This is a genomic window from Endozoicomonas sp. 4G, from assembly GCF_023822025.1.
GTDB lineage: Bacteria > Pseudomonadota > Gammaproteobacteria > Pseudomonadales > Endozoicomonadaceae > Endozoicomonas_A.
Window position 1 is genome coordinate 2,792,779 of the sequence record NZ_CP082909.1, and the last position, 18,337, is coordinate 2,811,115.

The following is an 18,337-nucleotide window of genomic DNA, read 5'->3' on the forward strand; positions in this document are numbered from 1 at the left end:
CAGGATATTAATAATGAATACATCCAGTAAGTTAATAGGGCTATTCCCATGCCTGCTATTTATCTGTTCACTCGCTCATTCAGGCGTATCGAGAGAAGAACAATTTCACTTATTAAGCCATTACAATAACGCATCGTTGGTTGAAGATGGCCTGAAACTGGCCACCAGCAGTTCCGGGCTGGCTGCTTCCACCGCAATCAATTACGGACTCTGGTACGGCATCTGCAAAGCACCCGGGGTGGTCGCTGCCCTTACGGGTCACTTTGCCCTGTCTGGTAAAGAGCAAAATGAGTTACAGGAGGTTAAATCGTCTTTTTGTAATGAACTCGCTGCCGTTCTCACTTCCGCCGAGATTGCTTTAGCCGGGCACGTATCACCCTGGCCCCTTCAGACACCCTGGTGGCAGCCACTGCGATTTATAGGAACAGCCTACAGTGCTTATGCAGCATACAACACCGGGCGCGAACCTTATCATCTTATACCCATATTCACTGCCGGTTACTTTATCAACGAGGTGGTGACAAGAACGTCAGCTGCAAGCGGTGTCATCTGGTTCTTTAGATATCAAGATAACAATCCAATCCAACCTTTAAATTATCCCAGCATTGAATATTCCATATTGTCAGCAATGACTGGCATGGTGGTCGGGACAATAGTCCACGAAATGATGATCAACAGAGATGTCTCGTCGGCAAAAGCAGCCTTTGCTTATGTAATATCCTGTGCACTGGTGGTGGGAATGTCAGCAATAAGCCCCCTTTCAATACATAATTCGGGTAATGTTGGTCCAGTCAGGACAGAAGCAGGAGCAGAAGACTTAGCCGGAGCCGGAGCCTTAGCTGGATCATTTGCTTTAGCTCTATCCGGAGGTGCCAGTATTGGGTTCACATCAAGTTCAATAATCACGTGGGTGGGCGGACTTGCCACCATAGTTATGCCCCAAATTTATGCCAGGCAAGCGTTCGCCTATGTTGGGGCGCCAGCCGTAATCGGATTGGCTATAGGAGTCTACGCTATGCACGCTCTTGGTAAACAACGTTCAAAACTGGACTCAAATCATGGTTTAAGAAATATTGCTCTTACTCTGGCTCCGGCATTGGCTCTCGCTGTGATCAATGGCGTGTCAAACAATGCCGTTTATGGTTACTCACTTGAAGAAAGTTTCACCGAAACGGCCTGGACCCAATGGAAGAAATTTTATGCTCCTCTGGATTATTTACGCACTCTGTTTAATTAACAGGTTGCTCCTGGTACAGAAATCGTTTTCTGACAATGCATCAGTGCCTCAGGTTTAGGATATGAACAATGAAAACATCCGGTAAACAAATACTGATATTCTCGTGCTTGTTATTTATCTGTTCATTTGCTCACTCAGGCCTGTCAAAAGAAGAACGATTTCACTTATTAAGCCATTACAATAATGCATCGTTAGTTGAAGATAGTCTGAAACTGGCCACCAGCAGTTCCGGACTGGTCGCTTCCACCTTAATCAATTACGGACTCTGGTACAGCATCTGCAAAGCACCCGGGGTGGTCGCTGCCCTTACGGGTCGCTTTGCCGGAGCAGAGCAAAATGAGTTACAACGGTTCAAATCGTCTTTTTGTAATCAACTCGCTGCCGTTCTCACCTCCACCGAGATTGCTTTAGCCGGGCGGGTATCACCCTGGCCCCTTGAGACCCCCTGGTGGCAACCACTGCGATTTGTAGCAACCGCATACAATAGTTACGAAGCATACAACACTATGCCTGATCTTATGCCCATAATCACTGCGGGTTACTTTACCAGTCAGGTGGTGACAAGAACGGTGGCAGGAGGCACTGCTATCTGGGGTTTAAGGGATAAGCATAAAAGTACAATCCAACCTTTTGATAAGGCCCGCACTGAATATTCCATGTTGTCATCAATCACCGGCACTATGGTCGGGGCAATAGTCTACAAGAAGATAATCGCCGCAGGTTTCTCGCGGAAAAGAGCAATCTTTGGTTACCTGGTATTCCAGACACTGGTAGAGAGGATATCAGCAATAAGCTCTCTTTCAATACATAATTCAGGTATTGTTGACCTGGTTAGGACAGAAGCAAGCGCAGAAGACTTAGCCGCACATGCAGCCTTAGCTGGATCATGGGCTGCAGCTGTGACCGGAGCCGATGCTATCAGGTTCTCATCAAATGCAGTCCTGGGCATGGCTACAATTGCCACCGCGATTTCGAGAACACCTTCTATGCTACCATGGTACAGTGTTGTTGGAATACTAGTCGGATTGGAAGTCGGAGGCGAAGTTGGGTCTGATCTCTCGCAACAAATCTTTAGACTGGATTCAGACCATTTATTAAGAAGCATCGCTCTTACCCTGCGCCCTGCATTGGCTATCGCTGTGATCAATGCCGTTCCAAACAATGCCGTTTATGGTTACTCACTTAAAGAAAGTTTTACCGAAACGGTCCGGACCCAATGGCAGAAGTTTTATGCTCCCCTGGATTATTTACGCACCCTTTTTAATTAACCGGTTGCTCTTGGTACGGAAATCGTTTTCTGACAATAAATCAATGACTCTGGTTCAGGGGATATGAATAATGAATACATCCGGTAAACAAATACTGGTATTCTCGTGCTTGTTATTTATCTGTTCATTTGCTCACTCAGGCCTGTCAACAGAAGAACGATTTCACTTATTAAGCCATTACAATAACGCATCGTTGGTTGAAGATGGTCTGACACTGGCCACTCTCAGTTCCGGGTTGGCCACTTCCACCCTGATCAATTACGGACTCTTGTACAGCATCTGCCAAGCATCCAAAGAAGTCGCTGCCCTTGCGGGTCGACAACAGGTTCAATCGTCTTTTTGTAATCAACTTGCTGCCGTTCTCACCTCCACCGAGATTGCTTTAGCCGGACGCGTATCGCCCTGGCCCCTTACGACGTCTTGGTGGCAGCCACTGCGATTTGTAGGAACAGCATACAGTGGTTATGTAGCCTACAAGACTGAGCGCGATCCTTATCTTATACCCATCGTCGCCGCTGCTTACTTTACCAGCGAGGTGGTGACAAGAACGGCAGCCGGAGGCTACGCTATCTGGGACTCAAGGTATAATAATGGGAGTACAATCCAACCTTTAGTTTTTGCCCGCGGTGAATATTCCATGTTGTCATCAATCGCTGGCAGTGCGGTCGGGGTAATCGTCTACGACAGAATGATCGCCGAGGGTGCCTCGCGGAGAGCAGCGGTCTTTGCTTATCTGATAACCTTTGCACTGGTAGAGAAAATATCATCAAAAAGCGCTCTTTTAATGAATAATCCGGGTAGTGTTGATCTCGTTGGGAAAGAAGCAGGCGCAGAAGACTTAGCCGCAACCGGAGCCTTGGCTGGATCATGGGCCACAGCTATAACCGGAACCATGATTATTGTGAACTCATCAGATACAATGGTGGGCGTAGCTACAGTTGCCGCCGTGGTTTTGAGATCTATTCAGACTGCACAATGGTACATGAGATCAATTCAGACTGCACGATGGTACAACAGAGGTGCAATAGACACTGGAGTGGTAATCGGAGGCCTATGTATATTCCATCTCAAGCTACAACGCTTAAGACTGGGTTCAAACGATTTATCAGAAAACATCGCTCTTACCCTGGCTCCTGCATTAGCTATTGCTCTGATTAATGGCGTTTCAAACAATTTGGTTTATGGTTACTCAATTAAAGAGAGTTTCACCGAAACAGTCCGGATCCAATGGCAGAAATTTTATGCTCCTCTGGATTATTTACGCACCCTGCTTAATTAACCATGAGTTAGCTGCGAGCAACGGCTAGTCAAGCTTTATAACCCGCCAAACAATGATGGCGAAAATTCCATTCCTGCACTATACAGTCCTGTGGAAACAACAAAGTCTTAAGGACTGTTGACAGGTGCCTGCGTGTGCTGATCTGGTTTTCACAACCACAAACACGCAGGTCAATAGCGGTACGGGAAGATCCGGTTTGTCGTTTTCTAACAATAACTCAGTGACTCTAATTCAGGATATTAATAATGAAAACATCCGGTAAACGAATACTGCTATTCTCGTGCTTATTATTTATCTGTTCAGCCGCTCATTCAGGCCTGTCAACAGAAGAACGATTTCAGTTATTAAGCCATTACAATAACACATCGTTGGTTGAAGATGGTCTGAAACTGGTCACCAGCGGTTCCGGGCTGGCTGCTTCCACCGCAATCAATTACGGACTCTGGTACGGCATCTGCAAAGCAACGGGAGTGGTCCCTGCCCTTACGGGTCGCTTTGCCCTGTCTGGTACAGAGCAAAATGAGTTACAGGAGATTAAATCGTCTTTTTGTAATGAACTCGCTGCCGTTCTCACTACCACCGAGATTGCTTTAGCCGGACGCGTATCGCCCTGGCCCCTTGAAACACCCTGGTGGCAGCCATTGCGATTTGCAGGAGCCGCATACAGTGGTTATGTCGCCTACAACGCTGAGAGCAACCCCTATCTTATACCTATAATCGCTGCGGGTTCCCTTACCCAGGCGGTATTGGTAAAAACAGGAGCCGCAGGCATCACTCTCTGGAACTTTAGCCATCTTGATAAAAGTACAATCGAACCTTTGGATTATCCCCGCCTTGAATATTCCATGTTGTCATTCTTCGCTGGCATGATAACCGGGACAATATTCTACGAACAGATGAGAGCCAAGGGTGCCTCGAAGGCAAAAGCAGGCTTTGCTTACTTAATATCCTTTGCATTGGTAGAGAGGATATTAGCAATAAGCGCCCTTTCACTCCATAAGCCAGGGAGTAGTGATCTGATTGGGGCAGAAGCAGGAGCAGAAACCCTAGCCGCAATGGGAGCCTTAGCGGGATCATGGGCTGCAACCGCATCCGGAACGCTCGCTGTTACACGCTCATCAAGTACAATCATGGGCGGGGTCGCACTGGCTGGCACGCTTTGGAGTGCATGTTATCACATGAACTATCATATTGGACGACCCTTCAAGAGTATTGGACTGACACTCGGGGTGTTCGTCGGAACCCAAGCCATGATCAATCGTGGGCGACAACCCTCAACACTGGACTCAAATTCAAATAATGTATTAAGAAACGCTGCTCTTAACCTGGTTCCGGCATTGACTATCGCTTTGCTCAATGGCCTTTCAAACAATGCCGTTTACGGTTACTCGCTTGAAGAAAGTTTCTCTAAAACAGCTTGGACTCAATGGCAGAAATTTTATGCTCCCCTGGATTATTTGCGCACCCTGTTTAATTGACAGAACCTGACTTTCCTACCTATACCCTTCTCCCGGCTGACTTCAAAGGTCAGCCGAATTTTCTCTAGCCGCAGCGCTGCGAGGCTAAAAATCCTGAATCTTTATGGACAAACTCCCAGGAGTGGCTAAGAATGGAGACACTTCAGGATCTGAACAAACCACGCCCATGCGCCAGAGCTTTACCACAGCCACCAGCGCGTGAGCAAGACTTGTGAATGAAGCCGTTTTATAAGAAAAACATAGGTTCCAACTGATGACATTACCTGACGACCTTGAATACCAGACAGGTTTTGGTAACGAACACGAAACAGAAGCATTACCCGGTGCTCTGCCCAAAGCCTGCTTCAGCCCTCAGAAGGTGGCTTATGGCCTTTATTGCGAACAGTTTTCAACCACTGCTTTCACAGCTCCCAAACACCAGAACCGCCGAACCTGGACCTATCGAATCCACCCTTCCGCGGTTCAGGGAGACTACCAGCCCTGGGATAACAACCCGCTGCTGAAAACAGCACCTCTGACAGACCTGCCGCCAGTGCCGAGTCCGCTTCGCTGGGACCCGCTGCCCGTCACAGAACAACCCACTGACTTTATCAGCGGCCTGACCACCATTGCCGCTAATGGTGACGCCAGGACACAGATCGGTACGGCTATTCACCTGTACGCCGCCAACCAAAGTATGGAACAGCGATTCTTTTATAATGCCGATGGCGAGCTGCTGATTGTGCCCCAGGCAGGGGGTCTGCTGATTTGTACCGAACTGGGTCGGTTGCAGGTGGAGCCGGGCGATATTGCCGTGATTCCGCGCGGCATAAAATTCAGAGTAGAGCTGCTTGAGAGCAAAGCCAGTGGCTATGTCTGCGAAAACTATGGAGCCCCACTGACCCTGCCGGAACGTGGCCCGGTCGGTGCCAATGGCTTTGCCAATGACCGGGATTTCCAATACCCCGTTGCCTGGTATGAAGATAAAGAAGGCACATTCGAACTGGTCAGTAAATTCTCAGGTCATCTTTATTGCTGTGAACTCACTCACTCCCCCCTGGATGTAGTGGCCTGGGTGGGGACTTCAGCACCTTATAAATACCAGCTGTCCCGCTTTAATGTCATCAACACAGTCAGTTACGATCACCCGGATCCTTCTATCTTTACGGTTCTGACCTCTCAATCTGATACACCGGGGGTAGCTAATCTCGATTTTGTTATCTTTCCTCCCCGCTGGATGGTGGCTGAAAATACCTTTCGCCCTCCCTGGTATCATCGCAATATGATGAGCGAGTTCATGGGACTGATTCACGGCGTTTATGACGCTAAGGAAAAAGGGTTTTTACCCGGCGGAAGCAGTCTGCATAACAGTATGTCACCCCATGGTCCCGAAGCCGATGTATTCAGGAAAGCCAGCGAAGCAGAGCTGAAACCTGTCCGTTATGAAAACACTCTGGCCTTTATGTTTGAATCCCGATACGTCTATGTGCCATCAACATTCGCCATGGCGAGCGACATACGACAAAAAGACTATATTAAATGCTGGTCTGGGCTACAGAAGCACTTTGATCCAAACCAGAAACCTTAAACAAGAATAATCAGGAATGCCGGTTTACGCTGTTCACAGTCGCTGACATTCTGCCTTATCAATGCTTTCAGGATAATACTCTCAGGATAAATAATGATTTCACTGAACGAGACCCATGACGTTAATCTCACCAGCTGGGTAAGTTGTGCTAACACGTCCGACACCGACTTCCCCATTCAGAACCTGCCCTTTGCTGTTTTTCGTACAGACAGCGAACCTTTCCGATGCGGTGTCGCCATTGGCAACCAGATTCTGGATCTGAAGGCGACAGCTGACGTAAAGCCTTTTGAAGGTAAAGCTGCTGATGCACTGGCTGCCTGTGCCCAGAAAAACCTGAATCCTCTAATGGAACTGGGTTTTGAATACTGGAGCGCCCTCAGGCTCAGCCTGTCCAGAGCACTGAGAACAGGCTCAGAGCTGGAAAGCCAACTGAAACCCTGTCTGATCACCATGAACAAAGCCGAATTTGCTCTGCCCTGCCAGATCAGGGATTACACTGACTTCTATTCCTCCATCCATCACGCCAAGGCTGTCGGTTCACTGTTCAGACCCGACAACCCTTTACTGCCTAACTACAAATGGGTGCCTATTGGCTATCACGGCAGAGCCTCTTCCATTGAAGTCTCGGGACAAACGTTTCACCGCCCGGCAGGTCAAACCAAAGCGCCAGATGCTGAGTCCCCCGCCTACGGTCCCTGCAAACGACTCGACTATGAACTGGAAATGGGCATTTTCATCGGCCAGGGAAACCAGCTGGGTAACGCGATTGCGCTGGATAAAACCGATCAGCATATATTCGGAATGTGTCTTTTAAATGACTGGTCTGCACGAGATATTCAGGCCTGGGAATACCAGCCCCTGGGCCCCTTCCTGGCGAAAAGCTTTGCCTCAACCATTTCGCCGTGGATTGTCACGCTGGAAGCACTGGCTCCTTTTCGAACCGGTTACCTTCGCCCGACAGAGGATCCTCAGCCTCTGCCTTATTTAAGCTCGGAAGAAAACAGCATTCTGGGAGCACTGGATATTCAGCTGGAAGTTCTGCTGCAAACGCCAGCCATGAAAAGTGCTCAGCAAAGTATGGAAAAGCTCTCCCAATCCAGCTTCAAGCATTCCTACTGGAGTGTTGGCCAGATGGTGGCTCATCACGCCAGCAATGGTTGCAACCTGCAATCCGGCGATTTGTTGGGAACGGGTACTCAGTCCGGCCCCAGGCCAGAAGAAGCAGGCTCTCTTTTGGAGCTGACCAAGGGAGGTAAAGAGCCGCTGACCCTGACCAATGGTGAACAAAGAACGTTCCTGCAAGACGGAGATACCGTGATCATGAAAGGCTGGTGCGAAAAAGAAGGCGCTGCCAGCATTGGCTTTGGTGAAGTTGCAGCCACTGTTCTGCCAGCAAATCTGCCAGTAAAAGGATAAAACCATGAGGCTTTATAGTTACTTCCGCTCTTCAGCGGCTTACCGGGTCAGGATTGCCCTGAACCTCAAAGAAGTGGATCATGAATTGATCCCGGTTAACCTGTTGAAGTCAGAACAAAAAGGGGATGATTATAAAAACATTCAACCCCAGGGGCTGGTACCAGCACTGGCAGTCGGGAACAAACGGCTGATTCAGTCCATGGCTATTCTGGAATGGCTTGAAGACAGCTATCCGGAACCGGCCATTATTCCGGGAGATGCCTGGCAGAAATCGCAAATTCGCAGTCTGGCCAATCTCATCAGCTGCGACATACACCCTCTGAATAACCTGAGAGTTCTGAACTATCTCAAGTCGGAATTTGAAATGACTGACGAGCAGAAAGCCCACTGGTACCAACACTGGATAAAAACCGGGTTTGATGCCTTTGAACAACTACTGGGAAACAGCCGTTTCTGTATCGGGGACACCCCTACCCTGGCCGACATCTGTCTGGTACCACAGGTCTACAATGCCTTGCGATTTAATGTGCCGTTAACGGATTATCCAAACATCCAGAGAATCTACCAGCAGTGTAATGAGCTCAATGCTTTTATTGATGCCAGTCCAGAGCAACAGCCTGACAGTACTTTGTGACTGATCATCAGGAGCCCTCTTTTTTACAAATGAATATGTATTGACACCCATTCAGGACGTTTGATTTTTCTAACGTCCTTTTTAATAGTTGTATTTATCAACAGACATCACTAATCAAACGTTTTCATAGTCAAAAAAGTTCTAAATAAAACACACCTTTTTCCAGCAGCTTAACTATTTTAAAGCTTCGTATTAACAGGTGTTATTATGAAAAAACTGTTTAGTATTGAGATATTTTGCTGTTTCGTCACTACGGTGGCTCTCCTACAGAGTCCGTTGGTTTCAGCCGCCAATAAATATGTGTTTAAATTTAAAACCCCCAAGCATACTGTTGAGCTCTACCTGGTCGTTGACCCAGATACCGACCCGGACCAGTTATTGGAAACAGAAGAACAAGAAGAGCAATTATATGAACTGTTACCCGGTGAAAATCGTGACAACCAGAGACGAGAAACGGTAGGCGGGCTAACCGTCTCTGGACCAGCGCCTTTTCCTCAGAGTCGATCCTCTGGCTCAACGGCTGCTGGCCAGAATGCCTGTCAGGAACAGGGAGCCGTTGGAGGTTTGCCAGCCCCTCTGGTATGTCGGCTCAGTTCTCAGCCTGTTTCAATTTGCCCTCGACCCGTAACCAGTCAACCTGATATTGATTGGCGACGTATCGTCGAAGTGCCAACTGGAACCTCTAGAGTTACAGCCTGGATAGAAAGACTGGAAAGTGACGTTAATGTCCCGCTTCATATCCAGGAAGGCCAGCTGAAGGAGTTTGTCCTTTTATTTGCCAGCCTCGCTGCCATGGAAGCTGACCAAATGTATACCAACCCATATTTCGCTCGATGTGGTACTTGTACCAATGCTGCTGAACCGTCAGATGCCACCTGTATGTGGACATGGTCATGTGGAAACCAGGTATGCGACTCGGTGGTTAATCCCAAATGGCGCTATGGGAAGTATGCGGTTTTGTCTTTGTTGGGTTTGACAGGAATAGGGGCCGGTGTTGCGTTTGGTAAAGGAGCAATTACAGCTGGAGCCATAGCCGTGCCCTCAGGGTTGTTACTGTCGGGTTTCGCTGCCTTTGTTGCTAGCTACACCGAGTTTCCAAACCAGCTTCAGGTGAGCTTCAAATTTAACTCGAAAAACCTGAACATTAGCAGGTTGCAACAAATAAGAACCATGCTGCAATGCTCCGGAAGTTACCATCTGGAGTCATACAGTATGCATCTGGTGTCATACAGTATGGATGGGGATAGCCAGACACTGACCTTTAATGTCCAAACGACAAATTCAGTGGATGCCCACCAGCTAAGTGAATGGCTTGATCAGAGTAATCTGCAATTTAATAGTTCGTTTGTCATACATGTCTTTTCCAGCAGTACGCTAACCGACGGGGCAGAACCTACTGTGATCGCCAACGAGGCAGCATCTATCGAACCAACTGAAGAGACACTACCTATCGGCCTAACCGAAGAACTAACACCTATCGAACCAACCGAAGAAACACCGCATGCCGACCCAACCGAAGAACTAACACCTATCGAACCAACCGAAGAGATTCCACCCCCACCTGTTGACTCAACCGAAGAAGCAACATCTATAAAATCAACCGAAGCGACACCACCTGCCTACCTAACCGAAGAGACAGCATCTGCCAACTCAACCCAAGAGGCAGACAAAGAAGTAGAATCTTTCGAGCTAGACGGAGGGACTGTATTTTTCGACTCAACCGGGAGGCCGATAACGGAGATGAACATACACGAAACCAGGCTTTAGAAGCAGCCTCTTAACATTCAAGTTCCTTTTACTTGGGGCGGCACATTTGCTGCCCCTGACAGCCCCCGGCAATAGAGCCAGATCCTTGCTGGACTAAGGTGCATTGTATCGGGGACACCCCTACCCTGGCCGACATCTGTCTGATACCACAGGTCGACAATGCCTTGCGATTTAATGTGCCGTTAACGGATTATCCAAAAATCCAGAGAATCTACCAGCAGTGTAATGAGCTCAATGCTTTTATCAATGCCAGTCCAGAGCAACAGCCTGACAGTACTTTGTAACTGATCATCAGGTGCCCTTTTTGATGAATTGAATATGTAATGACACCCGTTCAGGACGTTTTATTGTTAACCAAACGTTTTCATAGTCAAAAAAGTTCTAAATAAAACACACCTTTTTTCAGCAGTTTAACTACTTTAAAACTTCTTGTTAAAAGGTATTGATATGAAAAAACTGTTTAGTATTGAGATTTTGTGCTTTTTCGTCACTACGGTGGCACTCCTGTTAAGTCCGTCAGTTTCAGCTGCCAATAATTATGTGCTTAAATTTAAAACCCCCGAGCATACTATTGAGCTCTACCTGACCGTTGACCCAGATACCGACCCGGACCAGTTATTGGAAACACAAGGACAAGAAGAGCAATTAAATGAACTGTTACCTGGTGAAAATCGTGACAACCAGGGACCAGAAACGGTAGGCGGGCTACCCGTCTCTGGACCAGCGCCTTTTCCTCAGAGCCAACCCTCTGGCTTGACAGCTGCTGGCCAAAATGCCTGTCAGGAACATGGAGCCGTTGGAGGTTTGCCAGCTCCTCTGGTATGTCGGGTCAGTTCTCAGCCCGTTTCAAATTGCCCTCGACCCGTAACCAGTCAACCTGGTTTTAATTCGCGACCCAGCATCGACGTGCCAACCGGAAACCATGGAGTTAGAGCCTCGGTGGAAAGACTGGAAAGTGACGTCAATGTCCCGCTTCATATTCAGGAAGGTCAGTTGAAGGCGTTTGTCCGTTTATTTGCCGCCCTCGCTGCCATGGAAGCTGACCAAATGTATACCAACCCACATTTCACTCGATGTGGTAATTGTATCAATACTCCTGCACCGTCAGATGCCACCTCTGAGTGGAAATGGTCATGTGGAGACCTGGTATGCGACTCAGTGGTTAATCCTTCATGGCGTTATTGGAAGTATGGAATTGGGTCTTTGTTGGGTTTGACAGGAACAGGAACCGGTGTTGCGTTTGGTACAGGAGCAATTACAGTTGGAGCCATAGCCCTGCCCTCAGGGTTTCTACTGTCGGGTCTCGTTGCCTTTGTTGGTAGCTACACCGAGTTTCCAAACCAGCTTCAAGTGAGCTTCACATTTGACTCGCAAAACCTGGACATCGACAGATTGCAACAAATAAGGATCATGCTGCAATGCTCCGGAAGTTACCATCTGCTGTCATACAGTATGGACGGGAATAGCCAGACACTGACCTTTAATGTCCAGACGACAAATGCAGTGGATGCCGACCAGCTAAGTGAATGGCTTGATGAGAGTAACCTGCAATTTGAAAATGCGTTTAACATAGAGGTCTCTTCCACCAGTACGCTAACCGATGGAGCAGCACCTACCGAACTAGCCGACGGGGCAGCATCTATCGAACTAACTGAAGAGACTCCACCTGCTGACTCAACCGAAGAAGCAACACCTATAAAACCAACCGAAGAGACTCCACTTGCTGGTTCAACCGAAAAAGTAACACCTATCGAACCAACCGAAGAAGCAACATCTGCTTACCTGACTGAAGAGACTCCGGCTGGTGACTCAACCGAAAAAGCAACAACTGCTTACCTGACTGAAGAGACTTCGACTGCTGACCCAACCGAAGAGACTTCGACTGCTGACCTAACCGAAGAGACTTCGACTGCTGACCTAACCGGAGAGACAGCACCGGCTTACCTGACTGAAGAGACAGCACCTGCTTACCTGACTGAAGAGACTCCGGCTGCTGACCCAACCGAAGATACAGCATCTACCAACTCAACCGAAGAGGCAGACAAAGAAGTAGAATCTTTCCAGCTAAACGGAGGAAGTGTATTTTTCGACTCAACCGGGAGGCCGATAACGGAGTGGGAAATACGCGAAACAGTGCTTTAGAAGCAGCCTGTTCTTTTGACTCGGGGTGGCACATTTGCTGCCCCTGACAGCCCCTCGGCAGTGGAGCCAGATCCTTGCTGGACTAAGGTGCATTGATCAGTACAATAGGGCAACTTTTCCCAAGGGAGCCTGTTGAACCCAGGATAATGTTAACCTGAATCCATCAGCCTCCAAGAACCAGAATTGCTACCGGGGTCTGCATTCTATGATCAACGCCTATTACCGTGATACCGAGCAGTACTGCATCACCCGCATACAGACCGGCACGCCCCTTCCGGAAAATATCCTCTGGCTGGACCTTGTTGAACTGGACGACAGCGAGGATGAATGGCTGAAGCAGGAATGTCCGGGGTTTATAGAAGACGAAGATGCACTGTATGAGATCGAAGCCTCTTCTCGATTTTTTGAAAGCGAGACAGGTTTTCATATTCGCTCTATTTTCCCCCATCAGGCAGGTCATGAATTTCGCAGTATCAACGTTGCCTTCAACCTTCGCGACGATCAACTGGTCACTCTTCAGGATGAACCTACTGCCCTGTTCCGGTTAATGAGGAACTACCTGAAGCTGCAACACATCAAGGCACGAACCCCCATCGATATTTTGATCGCGCTTTTTGACAATAAAGTTCAGTTTCTGGCCGATACCCTGGAAGAGGTTTACGAGAGTCTCGAAGCCACCAGCCAGCACGCCCTTTCTGATGAAGACACTGACGTCGATGAACTGTTAAAAAATATTACCCTGCAGGAAGATATAAACGGCAAAGTTCGTCTTAACCTGCTGGATAGCCAGCGCTGCCTCAGATACCTCCTGAAAAACTGTCGTCACAAGCTGGACGATGGACAGGTTGATCAGGTGCGCGATATTTTGCGTGATATTGACTCTCTGACACCCCATACAGGCTTTCTTTTTGACAAGATCAACTTTCTGATGGATGCCACCATGGGTTTCATCAATCTGGAACAGAACAATATCATCAAGATATTTTCTGTAGCCGCCGTTATGTTTCTCCCCCCGACCCTGATTGCCAGCATTTACGGCATGAACTTTCGGGTCATGCCGGAACTCACTGCCAGCTGGGGGTATCCTATGGCTTTGATTCTGATGTTGGCCAGTGCTCTTGGCACCTATTGGTTCTTTAAACGGAAAGGCTGGTTGTAAGGCTGTAAGGCTGTAAGGCTGTAAGGCTGTAAGGCTGTAAGGCTGTGGGTACCAGGTTAAAGCCTGCCTTTATAGCAGGCTTCACCCTCATCTTTGAAAGGTCAGTTTCACCGCAAAAAAACCCTCTCCGTTCTCAAAACTGATTCTGGCGTTGTGCCGATCAGCAACGACTTTAACCAGTGACAATCCCAAGCCATGGCCCGGTGTTGTACGACTCTGGTCAAGTCGGTATAACCTCTGGAATACCTTTTCCTGCTCTGACTCCGGAATCCCTGTGCCCTGATCAATCACCGACACCGAATCCTGATCAATACGAATGTTAATCTCACTGCCTTCAGGGGAGTACTTGATGGCATTTTCCACCAGATTGAAGAGGATTCTGAACAGCAACTGGTGATTCCCCTGAACAACCAGAGCCTGTTGCACTTCAAGCATTAAAGACTGCTCACCGACTTCTGCCAGAGGCTCTGCCAGTTCAACGACCTTCGAAGCTATGTCTGCCAGATCGCAACGGGCAAATTCAAGATTGCCCTGCCCGTATTCCAGCTTTGTGAGTTCAAGCATCGCATTAAAGGTATGCAGAACGGTATCAAGCTCGGCCTGGGCCTCGAGAATATCCTCAACACCCGCACTGCCCTTTTGCAGGTAGCCATCCAGTTTGATCCTGAGCCGGGACAGAGGTGTCCTGAGATCGTGAGCAATACTGCTGGTCACCGATGCAATGGCTTCTACTGAATCTTCAATCTGCTCAAGCATGTGATTGATATGACCTGACAGTTCATCAAACTCATCGCCCCGGTGAGAGACCGGCGCTCTGGCAGCTAACTGACCTTCACCCACTTTTGCCGTCACCCGATTAATGCCACGAAGCCGGGCCAGCACCTTTCTTGAAAACAGGAACCCGGTCACCAGCCCTACCAGCAAAACCACCACCATAGCGGTATAAAGTGCCAGAGTGAAACGAGAAACAAACAGGTTAAAGTCTGAAGAGTTGTAGGCCAGTACCAGGGGCCCCCAGCGACTGTTGATACGACTGCCTCTCACCTTCTGAAAACGGCTGTCCCCCAGAACCGAATCCCCCAGTATCCAGAAACTGCCCATTGCTGGAGATAAAGGTACCGTTTCAGGCAGATAGTTCAGATTACCCAGGTAGCCATTGGAACTTTTAAACACCACCAGCACTTGCCGGTTTTCCTCAGCCAGCTGACGAACCGCGCTGACGAATTCACTTTCTGAACTGCTTCTGGCCAGGGAAGCCAGGGAATTGAGCTGTTCCAGGACAAACTGATCCTGTCGTTGTTGATAGAAGCCCAGGCTGTAGACCTTCACCAGCCAGAGGGCTGATCCACAGAGCAGCAGGACAATGGCGGTATGCAGCAGGGTGTAGCGTAACAGTGAAGATGCTCGTAATCGACTCAGGGGATTAAGCCGACTCACGGAGAACATAACCGGCCCCCCGAACAGTCTGAATCAGGGAAGCACCTCCGGCAGCATCCAGTTTTTTCCTCAATTTTGCCACATGCACATCAATAATGTTGCTGCCCGGATCAAAGTGATAGTCCCAGACAGATTCAAACAGCATGGTTCTGGAAATCACCTGGTCTTTATGCTCCAGAAGAAAACGCAGAAGCTGGAACTCTCTTGGTTGAAGTGTCACTTCTATCTGGTTTTTAACCACTCGCCTGGACAATAGATCCATTTCCAGATCAGAGATAGTCAGGGTACTTTCAGTGGTTTCAACACGTCCTCTGCGCGTCAGAATCTCGGCCCGCACCAGAAGCTCGCCAAAAGAGAAAGGTTTGCAAAGGTAATCATCCCCACCCTGCTTCAAGCCTTTGATGCGTTCATCAACACCATCGAGGGCACTGAGAATAATAACCGGCGTCTTGTTTTCAGAGGCCCGAAGTGCCGCCAGCACCTTGAGCCCTTCCATCTGGGGCAGCATCCGGTCCAGAACAATAATGTCGTAGTTTTCACCCGATGCCAGAAACAGACCATCCCGGCCATTATCAGCCACATCTACCGTCCAGCCGTGCTCCGTGAATCCTTTGGCAATGTATTCACGGGTTGTCTGGTCATCCTCAACGACTAATAACTTCATATTGTTACACCTTCAGACAGTCTGTTCCGCCAATGACGAATACCTTCAAACGCTCAATTATCTTCGGGTCACCGGAATCGGCTTGCCTGACTGCAGATCAACGATCACCTTGCGATCACCCCTATCCGTCAACAACTCAATTTCGAAGAAGACAATGCCCTTCTCCTGTACCAGCTCTGCTTCCAACAGTTGCCCCGGAACGACTTTTTTCGCTTCTTGAACAGCCTTCTCCAACGTCATGCCACTATTCATCAGCAGTTGATACTTTTTACTCTTGAGCGTCTTGCTGGACAGTGCGTCTTTTTCGTCAAGCCAGATCTTCCCGGAGTCAGCATCCATAATCACTTCCAGCTCAACACTGTCTTTGGGATCAATAATGCCAAACTCATAAACCATTTTACCGTCTTCATCATCGATTCCGAAGCTGCTGAGATAGCCGGGATAATGATCAGCAATTTTGACAACGGCCTGTTCCGGCTTGATTTTGGCATTCTCAATGGCCAACTGCATGACGACATCGTCCTGACCGGCCAGAGCGGCGGTTGACACCAGAAACAGTCCAAGTATGACCTCTTTTAACAGCCTCATGACACTTACCCGTAGACCCGTAGAAAATAGGTGAATTACCGCAAAGGATAACCACCCGACGATGAAGACCCAATGAGTAAAAGATTAACAAAAGTTAATGATGAATCTGACCGGCGAACCGATACCAATAAAATAAAAAACGGGATAAGGCTACCACTTTCCAAAATTGAGTCCATACTTTCTGGTTATTAAAAAAACTGTTGATCTTCCGGAACTGAACATGGCTCCCGTTTCTAACCCGATAACATCAATCAAGGCAGAGCCCGTATTATGAAGCAACGATTAAGCTTTCAAAATATCATTGGTATGGGATTTATGGCCTTCGCCATGTTTCTTGGTGCAGGCAATCTCATATTTCCTCCATTAGTGGGTCAACTGGCTGGCACCCATGTCTGGCTGGCCGCTGCAGGCTTCCTGATTACAGGAGTCGGCCTCCCTCTCTTAGCCCTGGTGATGATTTCAAGGGTTGGCGGAGGCTTTAATGAGATTACCCGGGAACTGCCTCGCAGCATGATTATCCTGATGGGCTGCTGCATATACACCATCATCGTCCCTATTTATGGTGTGCCAAGAACCGGTCTCGTTGCTTATGAAATCGGGGTCGTTCCGTTTCTGGAAGAACCCGATGCCATTTCCAGACTGGCATACAGTATCATTTTCTTTGGGATTTCCTGGTACTTCAGCCTCTATCCGGGTAAGTTGCTGGAGTCCGTTGGTAAAATCATCACACCGGCCCTTATCCTGCTGCTTATTATTCTGAGTATTTCTCCTGTTATCTCCTCCCCGGGAGAAGCCGGTGAGCCCATGGGTAGGTATGTCGAGCATGCTTTCTTTACTGGATTCGTCGAAGGCTACATGACGATGGATGCTCTGGCTGCGCTCCTGTTCGGCATTGTTATCATTACCAACCTCAAATCTCATGGTATCTCTTCGACTAATGCCCTGATCAAGTACTCGATCATAACCGGCTGTATTGCTGCTGCCGGGCTGGCATTCGTCTACCTTTCCCTCTTTAACCTGGGTACAGGTACCCGCGAGCTCATTCCGCACCCGGAAAACGGCGGTCAGATTCTTTCCACTTATGTCGACAGTGTTTTTGGCGTTTATGGCAATGTGCTGCTTGCAGCGGTAGTGACACTGGCCTGCCTGACCACCGCAATTGGTCTGATCACCGCTTGTTCAGAGTATTTCTGTGAGCTGTCTGACAAACTTAATTACAAGGCAATGGTTGCTACCAACAGCCTCATCAGCATGGTGCTTGCCAACCTTGGCCTTAACCATATGATCGAACTGTTTATACCAGTGCTGCTGGTACTCTACCCTATCACTATTGCCCTGGTTTTTCTGGGGTTGGCCAGACACCTGATGCCTGACCCCAAACTGGTCTACAAATCCACGCTGCTGGTAACCTTTTTACTCAGCCTGGTTGATGCCAACAAAGGATGGGACAATCCTCTTGCAAAACAGCTGTTGACATACTTTCAGTCACTGCCAGGGTATGAGTTTAATTTGAGCTGGGTTGTCCCGTTTCTGGTGACGATGCTGGCGACCTGCCTGATAGGTAAATGTACTAAACCATCGTAGCCTGTTTCCATCTGACCAACGGCTTGGCAAGCGGCTAAACATCAAGTAAGCTGGCTCGCTTGCGATATAGTATCGCGGCTACCACTCACTCACTGTATGTATAAATAAGTAGCGTAC

At 48.4% G+C, this 18,337-nt stretch carries 15 protein-coding genes; 12 read left to right on the forward strand and 3 right to left on the reverse strand.

Annotated elements, in window-relative coordinates:
- The first annotated feature begins 13 nt into the window (after positions 1 to 13).
- The 11 genes from K7B67_RS10810 (at position 14) to corA (ending at position 13,947) form a co-directional block, all read left to right on the forward strand.
- Positions 14 to 1,237: a hypothetical protein gene (locus K7B67_RS10810; protein WP_252180341.1), complete on the forward strand. Its 1,224-nt coding sequence runs from the start codon at positions 14 to 16 to the stop codon at positions 1,235 to 1,237.
- Between the two features lie 68 nt (positions 1,238 to 1,305).
- The gene (locus K7B67_RS10815) at positions 1,306 to 2,505 is read left to right on the forward strand and encodes a hypothetical protein (RefSeq protein WP_252180342.1); all 1,200 of its coding nucleotides are present in this window, start codon (positions 1,306 to 1,308) and stop codon (positions 2,503 to 2,505) included.
- Between the two features lie 70 nt (positions 2,506 to 2,575).
- Positions 2,576 to 3,784 (forward strand): hypothetical protein, encoded by a 1,209-nt coding sequence (locus tag K7B67_RS10820; RefSeq protein WP_252180343.1) that lies wholly within the window; start codon positions 2,576 to 2,578, stop codon positions 3,782 to 3,784.
- A 245-nt stretch (positions 3,785 to 4,029) separates the two neighbouring features.
- Positions 4,030 to 5,262 (forward strand): hypothetical protein, encoded by a 1,233-nt coding sequence (locus K7B67_RS10825; protein WP_252180344.1) that lies wholly within the window; start codon positions 4,030 to 4,032, stop codon positions 5,260 to 5,262.
- Positions 5,263 to 5,515: 253 nt separating this feature from the next.
- Positions 5,516 to 6,829: a homogentisate 1,2-dioxygenase gene (gene hmgA, locus K7B67_RS10830; protein WP_252180345.1), complete on the forward strand. Its 1,314-nt coding sequence runs from the start codon at positions 5,516 to 5,518 to the stop codon at positions 6,827 to 6,829.
- Between the two features lie 93 nt (positions 6,830 to 6,922).
- Positions 6,923 to 8,245 (forward strand): fumarylacetoacetase, encoded by a 1,323-nt coding sequence (gene fahA, locus K7B67_RS10835; RefSeq protein ID WP_252180346.1) that lies wholly within the window; start codon positions 6,923 to 6,925, stop codon positions 8,243 to 8,245.
- A 4-nt stretch (positions 8,246 to 8,249) separates the two neighbouring features.
- Positions 8,250 to 8,879 (forward strand): maleylacetoacetate isomerase, encoded by a 630-nt coding sequence (gene maiA / locus K7B67_RS10840; RefSeq protein ID WP_252180347.1) that lies wholly within the window; start codon positions 8,250 to 8,252, stop codon positions 8,877 to 8,879.
- A 207-nt stretch (positions 8,880 to 9,086) separates the two neighbouring features.
- Positions 9,087 to 10,646 carry a hypothetical protein gene (locus K7B67_RS10845; RefSeq protein ID WP_252180348.1) on the forward strand — a complete coding sequence of 520 codons (1,560 nt, stop codon included), beginning with the start codon at positions 9,087 to 9,089 and terminating at the stop codon, positions 10,644 to 10,646.
- Between the two features lie 98 nt (positions 10,647 to 10,744).
- Entirely contained in the window at positions 10,745 to 10,930 is a 186-nt protein-coding gene (locus K7B67_RS10850; RefSeq protein ID WP_252180349.1) for a hypothetical protein, read from the forward strand.
- Between the two features lie 163 nt (positions 10,931 to 11,093).
- Positions 11,094 to 12,788 (forward strand): hypothetical protein, encoded by a 1,695-nt coding sequence (locus K7B67_RS10855; RefSeq protein WP_252180350.1) that lies wholly within the window; start codon positions 11,094 to 11,096, stop codon positions 12,786 to 12,788.
- A 205-nt stretch (positions 12,789 to 12,993) separates the two neighbouring features.
- Positions 12,994 to 13,947 carry a magnesium/cobalt transporter CorA gene (gene corA / locus K7B67_RS10860; protein WP_252180351.1) on the forward strand — a complete coding sequence of 318 codons (954 nt, stop codon included), beginning with the start codon at positions 12,994 to 12,996 and terminating at the stop codon, positions 13,945 to 13,947.
- An 87-nt stretch (positions 13,948 to 14,034) separates the two neighbouring features.
- Here corA and K7B67_RS10865 read toward each other — a convergent pair whose 3' ends face one another.
- Genes K7B67_RS10865 through K7B67_RS10875 form a run of 3 tightly spaced genes read right to left on the reverse strand, consistent with a single transcriptional unit; the run spans position 14,035 to position 16,636 of the window.
- Positions 14,035 to 15,393 (reverse strand): ATP-binding protein, encoded by a 1,359-nt coding sequence (locus K7B67_RS10865; protein ID WP_252180352.1) that lies wholly within the window; start codon positions 15,391 to 15,393, stop codon positions 14,035 to 14,037.
- Positions 15,371 to 16,048, reverse strand: coding sequence for a response regulator transcription factor (locus K7B67_RS10870; RefSeq protein ID WP_252180353.1), 678 nt, complete (start codon positions 16,046 to 16,048; stop codon positions 15,371 to 15,373). Before K7B67_RS10870 ends, K7B67_RS10865 begins: the two co-directional genes overlap by 23 nt.
- Positions 16,049 to 16,105: 57 nt before the next feature.
- The gene (locus K7B67_RS10875) at positions 16,106 to 16,636 is read right to left on the reverse strand and encodes a PepSY domain-containing protein (protein WP_252180354.1); all 531 of its coding nucleotides are present in this window, start codon (positions 16,634 to 16,636) and stop codon (positions 16,106 to 16,108) included.
- A 270-nt stretch (positions 16,637 to 16,906) separates the two neighbouring features.
- Between K7B67_RS10875 and brnQ the strand changes: the two genes are divergently transcribed.
- Positions 16,907 to 18,220, forward strand: a complete 1,314-nt coding sequence (gene brnQ / locus K7B67_RS10880) for a branched-chain amino acid transport system II carrier protein (protein WP_252180355.1) — start codon at positions 16,907 to 16,909, stop codon at positions 18,218 to 18,220.
- Positions 18,221 to 18,337 lie beyond the last annotated feature (117 nt).

What these genes read in the sequence shown, in the direction of transcription:
- K7B67_RS10810 (WP_252180341.1), top strand. Translation starts at nt 14, where the DNA reads ATGAATACATCCAGTAAGTTAATAGGGCTATTCCCATGCCTGCTATTT.
- K7B67_RS10815 (WP_252180342.1), top strand. Translation starts at nt 1,306, where the DNA reads ATGAAAACATCCGGTAAACAAATACTGATATTCTCGTGCTTGTTATTT.
- K7B67_RS10820 (WP_252180343.1), top strand. Translation starts at nt 2,576, where the DNA reads ATGAATACATCCGGTAAACAAATACTGGTATTCTCGTGCTTGTTATTT.
- K7B67_RS10825 (WP_252180344.1), top strand. Translation starts at nt 4,030, where the DNA reads ATGAAAACATCCGGTAAACGAATACTGCTATTCTCGTGCTTATTATTT.
- hmgA (WP_252180345.1), top strand. Translation starts at nt 5,516, where the DNA reads ATGACATTACCTGACGACCTTGAATACCAGACAGGTTTTGGTAACGAA.
- fahA (WP_252180346.1), top strand. Translation starts at nt 6,923, where the DNA reads ATGATTTCACTGAACGAGACCCATGACGTTAATCTCACCAGCTGGGTA.
- maiA (WP_252180347.1), top strand. Translation starts at nt 8,250, where the DNA reads ATGAGGCTTTATAGTTACTTCCGCTCTTCAGCGGCTTACCGGGTCAGG.
- K7B67_RS10845 (WP_252180348.1), top strand. Translation starts at nt 9,087, where the DNA reads ATGAAAAAACTGTTTAGTATTGAGATATTTTGCTGTTTCGTCACTACG.
- K7B67_RS10855 (WP_252180350.1), top strand. Translation starts at nt 11,094, where the DNA reads ATGAAAAAACTGTTTAGTATTGAGATTTTGTGCTTTTTCGTCACTACG.
- corA (WP_252180351.1), top strand. Translation starts at nt 12,994, where the DNA reads ATGATCAACGCCTATTACCGTGATACCGAGCAGTACTGCATCACCCGC.
- K7B67_RS10865 (WP_252180352.1), bottom strand. Translation starts at nt 15,393, where the DNA reads ATGTTCTCCGTGAGTCGGCTTAATCCCCTGAGTCGATTACGAGCATCT.
- K7B67_RS10870 (WP_252180353.1), bottom strand. Translation starts at nt 16,048, where the DNA reads ATGAAGTTATTAGTCGTTGAGGATGACCAGACAACCCGTGAATACATT.
- K7B67_RS10875 (WP_252180354.1), bottom strand. Translation starts at nt 16,636, where the DNA reads ATGAGGCTGTTAAAAGAGGTCATACTTGGACTGTTTCTGGTGTCAACC.
- brnQ (WP_252180355.1), top strand. Translation starts at nt 16,907, where the DNA reads ATGAAGCAACGATTAAGCTTTCAAAATATCATTGGTATGGGATTTATG.